A 16416-nucleotide genomic window follows, 5' to 3' on the forward strand; every position below is an offset into this window, starting at 1 on the left:
CATAACGCAGGTGTTTTTTGTCGCCGACAGTGTGTACCGCACTGTTCGGCGGCTTTTTTTGCCGAGTAGACCTTATGAATACATTCAGATGGATTGCGCTCACTGCGCTAATTTTGGCGCTGGCTGCCCCATTCACCAGATCCGTCGTCGCCGCTGACTTTGTCGACGTACTGTCGAGCCCCGCGATTCAGAGTGACAAGGCGATTGGCGGGGTGTTCACCGGGTTGACCCGTGCAGGTCAGCGCCTGGTCGCCGTGGGCCAACGCGGCCATATTTTTTATTCCGATGACAACGGCGTCCGCTGGCACCAGGCAGAAGTGCCGGTGAGTTCCGATCTGGTGGCCGTGCATTTTCCGAGCCCGACGCAGGGGTGGGCGGTCGGGCACGACGGCATTGTGTTGCACAGCGACAACAGGGGTGAAACCTGGACGCGTCAGCTCGATGGCCGTCAGGTGGGGCAGATCATGCTCGAACATTTTCAGAGGCAAGAAGGGCAACAGCCCGATGATGCGTTATTGGCTGAGGCTCAACGAATGGTCGATGAAGGGGCTGACAAACCTTTTCTGGACGTTTGGTTCGCCAATGATAAAACCGGCTATATCGTCGGCGCGTTCAATCTGATTTTCCGCACTGAAGACGGCGGCCGGAGCTGGGTTCCGTTGATGGATCGCACCGACAATCCGGGCGCACTGAATTTCTACGGGATACGAGCAATCGGCGATGATCTGTTCATTGTCGGCGAGCAAGGCCTGGTATTGAAACTGGACCCGGCAACGCAACGCTTCATCAACATCCCGACGCCCTACAGCGGCAGCTATTTCGGCATCACCGGCAAGCCGGGCTCGGTGCTCGTTTATGGCCTGCGGGGCAATGTTTATCGCAGCGTCGATCACGGCGTGAACTGGAACAAGGTTGAACTGGGGCTGTCCTCAAGCATCACCGCGAGCACGATCACCGCCGACGGCCGAATCATCCTGGTCAGCCAGGCCGGGCATGTGCTTGTCAGCACCGACGACGGCGCCAGTTTCACGCTAAAGCCACAAGACCGCCTGGGGCCCGCCGCTGCGGCGCAGGCCATCGCATCAGTCATGGTGGTCGCGGGCGCACGGGGCTTGCGCCAGTTGCCCTTCGAATGAGCCCACATCCCACATAATAAAAAGAGACGAGCCACTTCATGGGTAACTACAACCTCGATACGATGCCGGTGATCCGAGAGCTGAAGGGCTTCGATGCACGCTCCGGCAATGTCCTTGAACGCCTGATTTTCAACAACCGCCTGCTGGTGGTGCTGACCTGCCTGATCGTCACGGTATTGCTGAGCTATTTCGCGGCCACTGGGCTGACGCTCAATGCCAGCTTCGAAAAGATGATTCCGCAGAGTCAGCCATACATCAAAAATTACCTTGAGAATCGTCAGGCGTTGCGCGGGCTGGGCAATACGGTTCGGGTGGTGGTGGAAAACACCGACGGTGATATCTACGACCCGAAATACCTGGAGGTGCTCAAGCAGGTTAATGACACCTTGTTCCTGACCCCGGGCGTGGACCGGGCCTGGATAAAGTCATTGTGGACGCCTGCCGTACGCTGGACCGAGGTGACGGAGGAGGGCTTCCGTGGTGGCCCGGTCATGCCGGACTCCTACGACGGCTCGGCCAGTGGGGTCGAGCAACTGCGCCTGAACATCGCCCGTTCCGGCATCATCGGCAGTCTTGTCGGCAATAATTTCAAATCGAGCATGATTGTGGTGCCGCTGCTGGAGAAGGATCCGGTCACGGGCGCCGCCATCGACTATCACCATTTTTCGCGGATGCTTGAAGAGCAGCTACGCAACAAGTTTGAGTTTGCCGGCAGCAACGCGGTACACGTTGCCGGTGAAGAGGGCAAAGGCCCGATCAAGATTCGCGTGATCGGTTTCGCCAAACTGGTGGGCGATCTGATCGATGGCCTGATGCTGATTATGATGTACTTCGGCGCCGCAGCGCTGATCGCTACTGCCATCATCTTTGGCTTTACCCGTTGCGTGCGCAGCACCGCGCTGGTGATTCTTTGCTCGGTGGTTGCGGTGGTCTGGCAACTGGGCCTGATCACCTTGTTCGGTTATGCACTCGACCCGTTTTCGATTCTGGTGCCGTTTCTGGTATTCGCCATCGGGGTATCCCACGGTGCGCAGAAAATGAACGGGATCATGCAGGACGTCGGACGCGGTACCCATCAGTTGGTCGCCGCGCGTTACACCTTCCGCCGTCTGTTCCTGGCCGGACTGACCGCATTGCTGGCTGATGCCGTGGGTTTTGCAGTACTGATGCTGATCGACATTCCGGTGATCCAGGACCTGGCCGTCACCGCCAGCATTGGCGTGGCGGTGCTGATCTTCACCAACCTGGTGCTGCTGCCAGTGCTGCTGTCTTATTGGGGTGTCAGTCCCAAAGCGGCGGCGCGCAGCCTGCGTCAGGAAAGGCAGGAGGTGAATGGAAAAGGGCTGGGTAATTTGTGGAGCCTGCTTGACCGCTTTACCGAGCGTCGCTGGGCGACGGTGGCGGTGGTGGTGGCCGGGTTGCTGGCGGCAGGTGGCTTCATGGTCAGTACGCAGTTGAAGATTGGTGATCTCGATCCGGGCGCACCCGAGCTGCGCGCCGACTCACGTTACAACCGCGACAACGCCTACATCACTGCCAACTATTCGCTGTCCAGCGACCAGTTTGCGGTCATGGTCAAAACCGCCAGCGAAGGTTGCCTGAAGTACGAAACCCTGGTGGAAGCCGATCGTCTCGGCTGGCTGCTGCAACAGCAACCGGGCGTGCAGACTACCGTGTCGCTGGTCAACGCTGTGCGCCAGATCACGGCGGGTTCCTATGAAGGCAACCCGAAAATGCTGACCGTCGCGCGTAACCAGAACGTGCTCAACTACGGCGCGCAGCAGGCCTCGGTGAACAACCCGGAACTGTTCGACAGTGACTGTTCGATGATGCCGGTGATCGCTTATCTCTCCGACCACAAGGCCGAAACCCTCGATCACGTGGTCAAAGTGGCCGATCAGTTCGCCCGTGAACACAGCAATGATGATCGGCAGTTCATGCTCGCCGCCGGTAGCGCCGGGATCGAAGCGGCGACCAATATTGTCGTGCGCGACGCCAATCGCACCATGTTGTTCTACGTGTATGGCGCGGTGATCGTGCTGTGCTTCATCACCTTCCGCAGCTGGCGAGCGGTGGTGGTGGCGGTCGTGCCGTTGATGCTGACGTCGATTCTCTGCGAGGCATTGATGGTCTGGCTGGGCATGGGTGTGAAGGTCGCGACCTTGCCGGTGATTGCCTTGGGTGTCGGCATCGGTGTCGATTACGCGCTGTACCTGCTCAGTGTTCAGTTGGCTCAGCAGCGTGCCGGTCTGTCGTTGACCGAAGCCTACAAAAACTCCGTTGCGTTCACCGGCAAAGTGGTGGCGCTGGTTGGCATCACCTTGGCGGCGGGCGTGATCACCTGGGCCTGGTCGCCGATCAAGTTCCAGGCCGACATGGGCATTCTGCTCACCTTCATGTTCATCTGGAACATGGTCGGCGCCTTGGTGCTGATCCCGGCGCTGTCGCATTTCTTGCTCCGTCGTGCCCCTTGAAACGGCTACCTGTGAGTCTCTGCCATTTCTGAAACATCGACATCAAACAAGAGTAAAAGGAACACAAAACCATGCTGGGCTTGATGCAAGATCAACCGCTGTTGATTTCTTCCGTTCTGGAACATGCGCTGAAGGCGCATCCGCACACCGAACTTGCCTCACGCAAGGCAGATGGAGCGGTGCATCACTGCACTTACGCCGACATCGGCGAACGCGCTAAACAAGTGGCCAATGCGCTGGTTGCGTTGGGTGTACAACCTGGCGAGCGAATCGGCACCCTGGCCTGGAACGGTTACCGGCACATGGAACTGTATTTCGGTGTGTCGGGCATGGGCGCGGTACTGCATACGATCAACCCGCGGCTGTTCCCCGAGCAGATCGAATTCATCGCCAACCACGCCGAGGATCAGTACCTGCTTTTCGACCTGTCGTTCGCTGAGCTGGTCGAGCAGATCGCGCCGCGCCTGAAGTCAGTCAAAGCGTTTATCGCTCTGTGTGAGCGGGAGCAAATGCCGGCAATCGATGTGCCTGGCTTGATGTGCTACGAAGACCTGATCGCCAGGCACAGCAATGACTTCATCTGGCCTGAGTTCGATGAGCGCACGGCGTCGTCCATGTGCTACACCTCGGGCACCACTGGCAATCCAAAGGGTGTGCTGTATTCGCACCGTTCTTCGATCCTGCATTCGCTGGCGCTGTGTACCTCGGATGGCTTCGGTCTATCGGCGGCGGATTCAGCGTTGTTGGTCGTGCCGATGTTCCACGTCAATGCCTGGGGTATGCCGTATGCCGCCGCAATGTGTGGCGCCAAATTGGTGTTACCGGGCGCTGCACTTGACGGCGAGAGCCTCTACACGCTGATGCGGGATGAACAGGTGACCCTGGCGCTGGGTGTGCCGACGGTGTGGATGATGTTGCAACAGCATGTCGAGACACAGGCTTTGCAACCGGCGAAAGAGCTGTGCCTGAATCGGGTGGTGATCGGCGGAGCCGCCGCGCCGCGCATCCAGGTCGATACGTTTGAAACCCGTTTCAATGCGCGTGTTTTGCATGCCTGGGGGATGACCGAGATGTCCCCGCTGGGCACCATCTGCAATCCGCTGCCCAAACACCGTGATGCTCCGCTGGAAGCAGTGCTCGACTTGCAGGCCAAACAAGGGCGGGCGTTGTTTGGGGTGTCGATGAAGATTGTCGATGAGCAAGGCGCTGAATTACCGCGAGACGGCAAGGCAAGCGGTTTTCTACTGGTCAAGGGACCGTGGATCGCCAGCCAGTATTACGGCGGCGAGGGAGGGCAGATTCTTGATAGCGAGGGCTGGCTCGATACCGGTGACATCGCAACGATCGACACTGACGGCTACATGCAGATCACCGACCGCGCCAAGGACGTTATCAAGTCGGGTGGCGAGTGGATTTCCTCGATTGATCTGGAAAACGCTGCCGTCAGTCACCCGGCCGTCGCTGAAGCGGCGGTGATTGGCATCCCTCATCCCAAATGGCAGGAACGGCCGTTTTTGGTGGTGGTGCTCAAACCTGGTAGAACCGCGAGCAAAGACGATCTGCTGACGGTGTTGCAAAGCCGCGTGGCGAAATGGTGGCTGCCGGACGATGTGGCCTTCGTCGAAGCGCTGCCGCATACCGCCACCGGCAAATTGCAAAAGATGAAGCTTCGCGAACAGTTTCGCGACTTCAGATTTCAGAGCTGAAAGGCTATTTATCCAGGGGCACGATCAGCGGGCCGGCGAAGGCCTGCATGATCAACGCCACGGGTTGGTTGTGGCTGACCAGTTGGGCCATGGCGTTCATGTAGGGCGTCAGGTGACGAAAGTATTTCTTGTAGCTCGGACACAGATAGTTCAGACCCGGCTCGCCGTTGGGCGCGTTCATGAAGCGGTTTTTCGGGCATTCGCCATGGCAGGCGAAGCGGTAATCGCACTGCTGGCAATACGTCGGCAGTGTCTCTTCCTTGGCGGCGCCAAAGGCTTGTTGCGCAGCAGAGGCGAGTAGCACGGCAGGATCATCGGTCTTCAGGTTGCCCAGCAAATACTCGGGATACATGTAGTGATCGCAGGAGTAGACGTTGCCGTCGTGCTCCACGATCGCCGCTTTGCCGCAGCGGGGGCTGAACAGGCACACCGAGGCCGGCAGCTGACACCATGAGGCCAGTGCCCATTCGAAGTTCAAGACATGAACCTCCCCGACATCATGGCGCACCCACTCGTCGAAAATCGTGATGAGAAAATCGCCATAGGCTTCGGGGGCAACCGTTTGTTCCGTCACCATCGCGGGTTCCGGCAACACGTGCAAGCGCAATTCCGGCGGGATAGCGAAATGCAGACCCAGACTGACCTGTGAGGCGCTTGGCACGCGTTCCACCACGGGATTGAACTGAATATGACGAACGCCTTCAGACTTGAGGAATCGATAGATTTCCAAGGGGAATCTAGCGACATCGCGCGCCACGGTCACCAACACATTGAAGTCGACGCCATGCTGCCTGAGCAGTTCGAGACCGTGCATCACGTCATCGAAACTGGAGCGTCCGCGCTTGTCCGGGCGATAGAGGTCGTGAACGAATCGGGGGCCATCGAGGCTGATCCCCACCATGAAACGTTCACGGGCGAGGAACGCGCACCAGTCGTCATTGAGTAACGTGCCATTGGTCTGCAGCGTGTTGCGAATGACTTTGTTCCCTGCGAACTGGCGTTGATACAGGACCGCGCGTTGAAAAAAATCCAACCCCAGTAACGTCGGTTCGCCGCCTTGCCAGGTAAATTCGACCTCAGGCGTGGGCTGGGCCTCGATGTAGCGCTGCACATACAAACGCAGCACCTCGTCGGTCATGCTGAAGCGTTCCCGAGGGGGGTAAAGCTGTTCTTTTTCGAGGTAGAAACAGTAGCTGCAATCGAGGTTGCAGATTGGCCCGACGGGTTTGGCCATCAGATGCAAGCCCTGGGGCGGGGTTTCGTGGGTAGGCATGGGGGCAGGGTCCGGGAGTCGTCAGTCTGCCGCCCGGTTATCCGGGCGGCATTGAGGGTCAAGGCAAATACGTCACGTGTACATCCTTGACCTTGCCATTGAATGCGAAGGGCGCACGCTCGAAATAGTCCAGGGTGACGGGGGAACCGAGGTCTTCAGCCACGTCGAAGGTTTCGCTGGCAGTGAACGTCAGTGCCGGAGTGAACGGCGTCACCCCTTGGGCGACTTCCTGCCCGTCAAGTCGCAGGCTCAGATTGGCCGGCGCTCCGGACTTGGCTGACGACAGGGTCGTCAGCACTTCGATACTGACTTTGCCTGCGGGTACTCGTTCGGCCGAACGCAGTTTGACTCGAGAGATAGCCAGCGCGTTGTACTCGTAGTTCAGGAAACCGTCATCCATGTACAGGCTGACCCCGCCACCGATACCGCCCAAGGCATACAACACGCCGGTGGCGTTAGCCGGAACGTCGGCGTCGACGACAACTTTGCTGTTCTGATTACGCAGGTTCGGGGCAGCAAATTCCGGAAAGCGCTGGACGCGATCACTGAAATGCCATTCGCGTTGGCTGCTGGAGATTCGTGCAGTCGGATCGAGGAAGGGGTAGAGACCGGCACCAATCGGATAGACATGGTTAGCCTTGGCCTGCACGTCAAACTCCGCCTTCAGCTCTGCAAGCTTTTGCGGATTGCTCGCGGCGACATCCTTGGCCTGGGAGTAGTCGTCTTGCAGGTTGTAGAGCGACCATTGATCGTTCGCCGGATTCCAGCCCATGAACTGCGCGAAGCCTTGCACCCAAGGTTTGCGCGGGCCAAAAACCGAGGCCATCCAGCCATCCTTGTAGACGCCGCGACTGCCGAAGACTTCGAAGTATTGCGCCGGTTTTTTCGACTTCACCTGAGCGTCGTTGAAGGTGTAGCGCAGGCTGACGCCATCCATTGGGTCCTGAGCGATACCGTTGACCTCTTTGGGTGGCGTGATCGAAAGCACGTCGTAGACAGTCGGGGCAATGTCGTTGACATGGTGGAATTGTGCGCGAACGCTGGCGTCGGCCTTGATCTGTTTCGGCCAGGAAACAGCCAGCGGCGTGCGCGTACCGCCGAAGTAGCCGGCGACAAGTTTAGTGCCTACAAATGGCCCTGAACCTGCCCAGGCCCACGCGGCGTTGTACATGCTTTCAAGTTTAGGACCACCGAGTGCGGACAAGCCGCCATACATCTCGTTGAGGACTTTCAACTGCTGCTCTTTGGGGACTGGAATCCCATTTTGGGCCAGCAACTCATTAATAGTGCCTTCCATCCCTTCGGAAGAAGCGCCGTTGTCGCTGAAGACATAAAAGATCAGCGTGTTGTCGCGCTTACCTTCACGCTCCAGTTCGTCGAGGATCTTGCCAGCCTGCGTGTCGGCATGTTCCAGGAAGCCGGCATACACCTCCATCAACCGCGCCTGATACTGTTTCTGTTCGGAAGACAAGCTGTTCCAGGCTGGGAGTTCCGCCGGGCGAGGGGTGAGGACGGCGTCCTGCGGGATAAAGCCCAGAGCTTTCTGGCGAGCGAACGTCTGTTCACGATAGGCGTCCCAACCACCGTCGAACTTGCCTTTGTATTTATCGGCCCACTGCGCATTCACTTGGTGCGGGCCATGCACGGCACCCGGTGTCCAATACATGAAAAATGGTTTTGCCGGCGCGTAGGTCTGATGGTCTTTCAGCCAGTTTACGGCCTGATTGGCGAGATCTTCGCTGAGGTGATATTTCGAATCTCGCGCCGGTTCGATTGGCGTTATGTTGCGGTACAGGCGCGGTTCGTACTGAGAAGTTTCGCCGGCCAGGAAACCGTAGAAATATTCAAAACCGTAGGCCGTCGGCCATGTATCGAAAGGACCGACCGCCGTGGTGTCCAGAGGGGGGTGTTATGCCATTTGCCGAACGCGGCGGTGCTGTAGCCATATTGCTTGAGCACCTCGGCCATGGTCGCTGAGCTTTTGGGTATCTTGCCGGTGTAGCCATCCCAGTCGGTGGCCAGTTCTGCGATAACGCCGTTGCCAACTCGGTGATGGTTTCGTCCGGTAAGCAATGCGGCGCGAGTAGCGGAGCTGATGGCCGCGGTATGAAAAGCGTTATAGCGCACACCGCTGTCGGCGACTCGACTCAGGGTGGGCGTATGGACTGCACCGCCGACGGTATCTGACTGCGCGAAGCCGGCGTCATCGAGCATGATTACCAGAATATTGGGGGCCTCGGCAGGAAGGTGAGATTGATCCTGACGTTTCTGGTGCTTCGATTCTTGCAGTGTCGGTTTGGCGACACTGGCCGAAGGCGTCGGCGGGAAGGGCAGCGAGTCTTGTGCGGATGCGACCGAGCTGGCCAACAATGCGCAGAGTTTCAGGGTGAAACGTCCGGCGGGTTGCAGCTTCTGGGACATGGATGTCTCCGTTTTTTATTCATTGCAACGGCGCAGCCGCCCGGTCGAACACCGGACGGCCGAGAGATTGGAGGGCTGGTCAGACCGCAAAGCTGGTGATGTCTTTGGGCTCGATATCATTGGCTTTGCAGAACGCCAGGTAACGATCCACGCTGGATTTCCAGTTCTCGATGGCCACGACGTTGTTGTTATCGTCGTAATACAGCAGGTCGCCCTGGGTGATATTCAAGGTGATCAGTTCATCGCCATATTCACTCAGCACGATCGGCGTATGGCTGGAACCTGCGGTTTCGAACACCACGCCGCCCGGTTTTGAGATCCAGTCGTGCTCCAGGTATTTCCAGCCACCCTTGATGGTGTAAACGATGACGGTGCCGGAGTGATGGTGTTTGGGCAGAGAAGACCCAGCCGGGGCTTTGAGCAGGGTGATGGTTTCCCCGCGAACCGGGTCGCACTTGATGTATTTGATGAAGATTTCATCGCTGTAAGGTGCGAACGGAACCCACGGCAGGTCCTCGTCGTTGATGGAGGAGGTGTCGATGTTTTCATAAAACATGCTTGTTGTTCTCTGTTGGACGGTGGAAGGATATACACGGTGCGTCAAGAGCATCGTGAACAGACCGTGCTCACACCGCCCCCCTCTTGAGGAGGGGGATCCATCCAATGGCGTTGAATCGCGGCATGCGCAGTGCCGTGCAAATAACGCCAAAACAACAACATCTACGGTTTGCGGCCACCGCCGGCCTTTGGCTAATCAAAGCGGACGTCAGGGCCTCTGCGAAACCCTGACGCCCCGGTTCAGCGGCGGCACGCCAGGGCCGTCCGCTGCAACCGGTCGTTAGGTGTTCAATTGATTTTAACGATCGCCGGCGGACTCCACGTGCCTTTGCCTGGAGGCAATACGGAAGGGTTTTCCGTCTTCGGCCAATACAGGCGCATCACCATGTAGATCAGATCATTCGGTGCAGGCAGCCAGTTGCTTTCCTTGTCCGCGCCGGGCGAGTCCTTCTGGATGTAGAGCGTCAGCGAGCCGTCTGCATTTTTCTTCATGTCAGGCAGCATTGGCGAGTTGATGAGGTAGCGATTGATCGGGTTTTTAATCAGCAGTTGCGACTTGCCGTCGTACATGGTCACTGACCAGAAGGCATTGACCGGCGGAAGCTGTCCCGCAGGAAAGGTGATGGTGTAGTTGTGCTTGCTACCGTCAAGCGGCGTACCATCGGACAGGACCTTGGCCATCGGATACGTGGCCTCTTCGGCGTCGTTGGCGTAGATGCCCGCTTGCGCGATGGCGGCACGCTTTAGCCAATCATCCTTGTAGAACGCCGCATCACCGCCGGAACTCACGATGTTCCAGCCATTGACCTGCGTGCCGAGATGATTGACCGCGTCCTGGACCTTCGCATGCCCAGCCTGCATGCCCTCAACCACTGCTGCCTTTTGCTCGGCGGACAGATCCTGGAAGTTGAAGTCCTTGCCGGCGCCAATGCCCAGACGGGCCAGCTTCGCGCGGATCGCCGTTTCTTCCGGTGTAGCAGGGGCAAGCTGCATCACAACGCCCAGATATTTGAAGAAATCGGTTTTCACTAAGTCTTTGTCGATCTTCGGGAAGTCGATCGCTGGCGCAGCAGGCGGCGCAGGCTGCTTGAGATAAGCCGATAGCGGCCGGGCCGCATAACCGGACTGAATCTTCTCGACGTTTGGCATGTCCACCGGGTTGTAGAGCTGAGTGCGAAAGATCACGAAGGGCAGTTGTGTACTGGAACGAAATACCTTCTTGATGCCTGGCGGGGTCACGCCCTTCCAGTCTGGGCCGACCAGCATGTAATCGCCGGCTTCGCTGCCGGTGGTACGGCTGCCGATGTAACCGAAGTTGTTGGTGCTGTTATCGATGAGCTGCACCGAGTAGTACCGCGGTTTCTCTACCGCCGGTACCGATAGCACGATCGGCTCGCTACGCAGGTCCATGAACATCAAGGAGTACGGTGTGTCGCTGTTCGGCGAGACGATGGCCGTGTCCTTATAGGTAAAGACATTGTGCATGCTGTGAATGTGGTTGAACGGCGCCTTGTACTGGCCGGAGTTCTTGTCCACGGCATAGTCGTACATGATCGCGTAGTTCATCACGATGGGCAGACCGTAGATAAAGCCTTCCTCGGCGATGGCTTTCGTTTCGGCAGGAGTGATGTCCGCTGCCAGGGCGTGCGTAAATTCAAAGGACGCGAGCAATACCATCGCACAGCCAAATGTTCTCGGGAGTGGGGTTATCATGAACTTGAAACTCCATTTTTCGTATTGGATGAGTGAGTCGGGCAGTCAACTGCCGGTCCGGTGATACTCTATTTTCACTTAGGAAAAAGTAGGGTGTACGCCACTCGAAACCCCCAGCCGTGTGCACCCTCTTCAGGACTGTCCGCCCAGTATCGCGGTCCCACCTGAAGGCTCATGGGCTGCTTGCCGACTTTGAACAATTGCGTCACGAACAAGTTGATCGGCACATTCCACTCCTTGGCTTCCCAGTCGTAAGTGGATTCGGTATTAATTCCAAAACTGGTGTACGACGTTGTCGTATAAACCAGGAAGGGTTGTAGATACGTCTGGTTGATCTTCTCCTTGTCATCGGCCGGGTCGTTGTCCAGTGACCAGATATGGTTCGCCAGAATGCCGGTCGTCCAACCGTTGGCTTGTTTCAATGCCACCGCTGTCGGTCCAATTCCCCATTGTTCGCTACTCAGAAGCTCATCACTGCCGGTCGGTAACAACAACGCGGGGCCTGCGCCCCAGATCCAGCCGTTCTCGGTGGGCTTTTTGGGCGAGAAAAAGAAGCTTTGCGAGGTATCGCCCACTCCGCTTTTATCGGCGATACCCCTCGGTGCCAACCCGTGCTGATTAATGACCGGGAGGATCGTGCGAGAAATCAGATTCCAATCTTCATTGAGTGTGAAGGGCAATACCGGCTGGATATTTGTTACGCTCTGGATTCCATTACCGGAGGGTCCCATTTTTTGATTCCAGTTGTATTGAATGGGCAAGCTGTACAGTGCCGCGACTGGATTTAATGACTGCTTAGCCAGTTCGGCCTGATCGTCAGCCAGGCTGGAAACGGAAATACCTAAAAACAAAGGTGATAGCAAGAGTCGTTCAATGTACTTGGTCATGGCGAATTCCGTTTACAGTCAGCCTTAACTGCCTTGCGGCACAACGCGGGCATCATTGCCTGAGCCTTGGATATACACCTTCGAGCCTTTAGCCAGTGATGGATTGATCGGTTGGGTCACCGATACGAGCACGCCACTGCTGACCCGCACGATGATCTGTTGTGCCTCGACCGGTTGGTCATACTTCTTCTTCTCGGCGTAGTTACCGCCAGCAGCACCGGCGAGCGCACCGGCAACCATGGCGACGTCACGCCCGGTGCCCCCCCCGATCAAGCTGCCAAGCGCCAGGCCACCAAGGCCACCGAGTACGGCGCCGACACCACTGTCGTGGTTGGTCTGCATCTGCGTCAGCGATATCTGCTCGATCTTCCCTGAGCGAATCTCGATTTCACCAGCGCCGCCATCGGTTGACCCGACGGCGGAACAGGCGCTTATCAGCACCGCTATCAACACGACTGACAGCCAGGACCGGATTACTTTCATTGCGGTGCACCTCGTAATTGGTAATGTATTGAGCCAACGTCTGTTGGCAGTTCAATCAAGGTTTAACTGCGAATGAACGCCCAGAGATCGACATTCAACTTGTCGATCGCCGCTTTGAAGTCTTGGGCGGTGATCTTCTGGCTTTCGTTTTCCAGCGTTGTACCAAATACCTTGCGTACTATCTTGGCCACCGTCTGGTTGGTACTCGCATCGATAATCTCGGCCTCGATGAACAAAGTGCTGTCCTGATCACGGTGGCCGGTGGCGGCCTGTGTTGCTCCGACCACGGCGGCGATCGGTACCACTTCGTACCATTTCATCCCTTCGTTTTCGGCATTCACCCCGGTGATCGCCGCACGCATTAGCAGGGTTTTTGAACCCGCCGGCGGGGCGCTGGTATTGGAAACCACACGGTATTTCTGACCCAGGGTGCCTTTGACCTTACTGGTCATGTAGTTCTGGATATCGGTCAGCGTTTGCTGGTTGACCCGCTCATCGGGCTTGGGCGCGGGATAGAGCTCCAGCTTGTTGAACACCACTGTGTCATAGGCATTCGGATTCCACGACGGACTGACCCAACGCATTGTTGTGCCGCCGCTTGCCGTTTTGACTTCCTGCAAGTTGTTGTAGTTGGACAGGTAGCCCGAGTATTGCTCGACTTCAGTGACTTTCGATACGCAGCCGGTCAATAACAAGCTGCTCAGTGCGGCACCCGTTATCCATTTGTGCGAGAAGTTCATAGCGGTACTCCTTGAGGGATGTGTTCCTGAATGTCTTTTATTCAAGGCCAGACCCTGTGGCCTCAGCCCTTTCGGCTATAAGACCCGCTGGATCACAGCCTGAGCAATCAAACGACTGCTTGCCAACTGCAAGCAGTCGCAAGCTTCGCGTTACTTCGATGCCACCACTGCCGGCGGCTGCCAGCTGCCTGCGCCAGCGGGAAGAATTGAAGGCGGCGTGGCCTTCGGCCAATAGAGGCGCATCACTAGATAGGCCGTGTCGTCAGGCGCGGGCAACCAGTTGGACTCCTTGGTCTTGCCCGGCGAATCCTTCTGGATATACAGCGTCAGTGAACCGTCCGCGTTCTTTTTCATGGCCGACAGCATCGGCGAATTGATCAGGTAGCGGTTGATCGGATTCTTGATCAGCAGTTGGCTCTTACCGTCGTACATGGTCACCGACCAGAAGGCATTGACGGGCGGCAGTTTGCCGGCAGGGAAGGTCAGTGTGTAGTTGTGCTTGCCGGTATTCAACGTCTGGCCATTGCCATCGGTACGCGTAATGGGGTACATCGCCTCGGCGGCGTCATTGCCGTACAGACCCGCCTTCGCGGCGCCAGCCCGCATCAGCCAGTCGCCTTTGTAGAACGCCTGGTCGCCGAAGAACGCACCGACGCTCCAGCCGTTGATATTCTTCATTCCGCTCGAGAGGAACTTGTCGACCTGTTCGTCGCCGGCCTTCATACCGAGCAGGACCACGGCCTTGTGCTCGAGCGAGAGGTCCTTGAATTCGAAGCTGCGACCGGGGCCTACGCCGATGCTGGCCAACTTCGCACGGATCGCCTTGTCCTCAGCCGATGGCGGCACATACTGCAGCGCCGCCGACAGGTACTCGAAGAAGTTGGCCTTGATGCCCTCCGTGGTGGCCGGCACGAAAGCGATCTTCGGCGCAGCGGGCGGCGCGGGTTGATGGAGGAACGCGGACAGCGGCTGGACCTTGTAACCCGTCTGCACCTTCTCGACATTCGGCATGTCGGCCGGATTGAACAGCTGGGTGCGGATCAGCGTCAGTGCGAAAGGGGTTGTGGAGCTGAACACCTTGTCGATGCCTGGAGGTGGCGCACCCTTCCAGTCGGGGCCTGCAATCAGATAGCTCCCGGGTGCGCTGGCCGTGGCCCGACTGCCGATGTAGCCGTAGTTATAAGTGTTGCCGTCGATCAATTGCACCGAGTAGTAGCGCTTTTTGGAGACGGCGGGCACGGTAATCACGAGCGGCTCTGCACGCAGGTCGGCCCAGAGTATCGAGTAAGGCGTGTCGCTGTTGGGGGTAATGACGGCGGTGTCAGCCGGTGTCGCGACCCGATGATCGTGGTGCAGTTGGTTGAAGGGGGCCTTGAACTGGCTGGACTTGGAGTCCACCGCGAATTCGTTCATTACGGCGTAGTTCATGACCAGCGGCAAGCCGTAGATAAAGCCTTCCTCGGCGATCGCCTTGGTTTGCTCCAGGCTCGGCGCGGGAACGCCCTTGGCCACATCCGCCTTGTCGGCATGTGTGATCGGATCGAGCTTGCTCGTGCACCCGGTGAAAAGCGTTGAAGCTACGACGACCGCCGCAGCCAATGTCCAGCCGCTGTGAGACTTCCTGTTCATTTTCACCTCGTTAGTTTGGTACAAACCGGCGTCGTGAGCGTTCATGCCCACGGTTAGATACTAGGCATGACACCTGAAACGCTCTTGGATTTTTCTCAGTAGCGCCAAGTCATGTTGGCAGTCAGGGCTTGAATCCAGGCGTTGTCGAACTCGCCTGAGACACGATTGCCTGACAGCGTTTTTTGCTGATCGACGGACATGTCCCCCATCCACACCGTGACCCAACTGAAATTCACGTCTGTCTCTTTATTCAGTGAATAAGTAAAGCCTGTGGCGAAGCGCCAGGCGGCGCCCATGGGCACGGTGAGTGTACGATTACCGTCGGACACGGCGGACGTGTCATAGGCGACACCGAAATCCCAGACCCAGTCCTGGTTCATCTGGTATTGAGCGCCAAGCGCCAATTGATACGTGTCTTTGTAATGCGCATCGATTGAAGCGGCCCGGGAACCGGTTCTGGACGTGTCTACGTCAATGCCGATGTCACCGAATTTCGACCAGTCCTGCCAATTGACCGAGGCCAGAACGGCCCATTGCGTATCCAGTTGCTGGTACAGGCTGAGGGTCGCCGTTTGCGGTACTTTCAGGTCGATTTTGGTGTTGAGGTTGTTTAGGCGACTCACCAACGGAGCACTGCTCTTCACATCCAGGCGATCCTCGAAGTCGAGGTCAACCTGACTGGTGTAAGCCAGGCCAATCCGGGTACCGGGCTTTGGGGCATAAATCACGCCTGCGTTGGCTCCGTAACCCCAGGTGCTGTCCCGGTATTTGTATTGGCCGTCACCCCGTTGTGTCAGTCCGAGCGGCGCCTGATCGATGGCGGCTTCGCTCTTCAGCATCCCGTACATGGCTTTGAGTCCGACGCCGACGGACCATTGATCGTTGAAGCGATAGGCGACACTGGGTACCAGTGACAGTCCCGCAATGCTTGCGTTCTGCACGAAATAACGGCCGGACCAGTCGTTGTCGTAGTTTTCTGCGAGGCCGAAATCGCCATAGGAGCCGAAGCCGATGGACCACCGATCATCCAGTTGATGGCTGAGGAAGAAACTGCCACCCGGTATGGGATTCAGCGCGTTACCACTGCCGGTGCCCGGTGTAGTGGTTTCACTGTCTCTATCGAACGATAAGTCACCAAAAAGAACCTGAGCGCCAGCGGAGATCTGTGTTCCGCTGAGGTAGCTCAAGCCTGCGGGGTTGCTGGCGATGGTCGAAGGGCCTTGTGCCCGGGCCGCTGCACCGGCGTTGGCCAATCCGACGTTGTCGGTGCCGATTTCGTACAGCATTAGGCCACCGGCGACACTGCGGCCACTGGTAAAGAGTGTCAGCGCACCAAGAACGGTAATCGACAACACACTTTTATTTAATGGCATGAAATCCCTCTCTATCAGATCAC

Annotated in this window: 13 protein-coding genes; 3 read left to right on the plus strand and 10 right to left on the minus strand. The window is 57.6% G+C overall.

Annotated features, from left to right (window positions below; genetic code table 11):
- Positions 1 to 74 precede the first annotated feature (74 nt).
- From AB4N43_RS19980 to AB4N43_RS19990, 3 genes are all read left to right on the plus strand, one after another.
- Entirely contained in the window at positions 75 to 1136 is a 1062-nt protein-coding gene (locus tag AB4N43_RS19980; RefSeq protein WP_460151851.1) for a YCF48-related protein, read from the plus strand.
- 38 nt (positions 1137 to 1174) lie between these two features.
- A complete protein-coding gene (locus AB4N43_RS19985; RefSeq protein WP_104449471.1) occupies positions 1175 to 3610 on the plus strand; it encodes an efflux RND transporter permease subunit in 2436 nt (811 codons plus the stop codon).
- Positions 3611 to 3681: 71 nt separating this feature from the next.
- Positions 3682 to 5316, plus strand: a complete 1635-nt coding sequence (locus AB4N43_RS19990; protein WP_460151852.1) for a 3-(methylthio)propionyl-CoA ligase — start codon at positions 3682 to 3684, stop codon at positions 5314 to 5316.
- A 4-nt stretch (positions 5317 to 5320) separates the two neighbouring features.
- Here the strand turns inward: AB4N43_RS19990 and AB4N43_RS19995 are convergent, their stop codons facing one another.
- The 10 genes from AB4N43_RS19995 to AB4N43_RS20040 form a co-directional block, all read right to left on the minus strand.
- A complete protein-coding gene (locus AB4N43_RS19995) occupies positions 5321 to 6589 on the minus strand; it encodes an anaerobic sulfatase maturase (protein ID WP_460151853.1) in 1269 nt (422 codons plus the stop codon).
- A 58-nt stretch (positions 6590 to 6647) separates the two neighbouring features.
- Positions 6648 to 8417 carry a sulfatase-like hydrolase/transferase gene (locus tag AB4N43_RS20000; RefSeq protein WP_460154219.1) on the minus strand — a complete coding sequence of 590 codons (1770 nt, stop codon included), beginning with the start codon at positions 8415 to 8417 and terminating at the stop codon, positions 6648 to 6650.
- The gene (locus AB4N43_RS20005) at positions 8369 to 9010 is read right to left on the minus strand and encodes a sulfatase-like hydrolase/transferase (protein WP_460151854.1); all 642 of its coding nucleotides are present in this window, start codon (positions 9008 to 9010) and stop codon (positions 8369 to 8371) included. Before AB4N43_RS20005 ends, AB4N43_RS20000 begins: the two co-directional genes overlap by 49 nt.
- A 79-nt stretch (positions 9011 to 9089) precedes the next feature.
- Positions 9090 to 9566 (minus strand): 2,4'-dihydroxyacetophenone dioxygenase family protein, encoded by a 477-nt coding sequence (locus tag AB4N43_RS20010; protein WP_339544504.1) that lies wholly within the window; start codon positions 9564 to 9566, stop codon positions 9090 to 9092.
- 290 nt (positions 9567 to 9856) lie between these two features.
- Positions 9857 to 11245, minus strand: coding sequence for a DUF1254 domain-containing protein (locus AB4N43_RS20015; RefSeq protein ID WP_460154220.1), 1389 nt, complete (start codon positions 11243 to 11245; stop codon positions 9857 to 9859).
- Between the two features lie 110 nt (positions 11246 to 11355).
- The gene (locus tag AB4N43_RS20020; protein ID WP_460151855.1) at positions 11356 to 12168 is read right to left on the minus strand and encodes a transporter; all 813 of its coding nucleotides are present in this window, start codon (positions 12166 to 12168) and stop codon (positions 11356 to 11358) included.
- A gap of 24 nt (positions 12169 to 12192) precedes the next feature.
- Complete coding sequence (locus AB4N43_RS20025; protein ID WP_460151856.1) at positions 12193 to 12651, minus strand: glycine zipper 2TM domain-containing protein; 459 nt, start codon at positions 12649 to 12651, stop codon at positions 12193 to 12195.
- 62 nt (positions 12652 to 12713) lie between these two features.
- On the minus strand, positions 12714 to 13391 hold the full coding sequence (locus AB4N43_RS20030) for a DUF3313 domain-containing protein (RefSeq protein ID WP_460151857.1): 678 nt from the start codon (positions 13389 to 13391) through the stop codon (positions 12714 to 12716).
- Between the two features lie 150 nt (positions 13392 to 13541).
- Complete coding sequence (locus tag AB4N43_RS20035) at positions 13542 to 15020, minus strand: DUF1254 domain-containing protein (protein ID WP_460151858.1); 1479 nt, start codon at positions 15018 to 15020, stop codon at positions 13542 to 13544.
- 95 nt (positions 15021 to 15115) lie between these two features.
- On the minus strand, positions 15116 to 16393 hold the full coding sequence (locus AB4N43_RS20040; protein WP_460151859.1) for an OmpP1/FadL family transporter: 1278 nt from the start codon (positions 16391 to 16393) through the stop codon (positions 15116 to 15118).
- Positions 16394 to 16416: the final 23 nt, after the last annotated feature.

It is taken from the genome of Pseudomonas sp. S2_B07, from assembly GCF_054668435.1.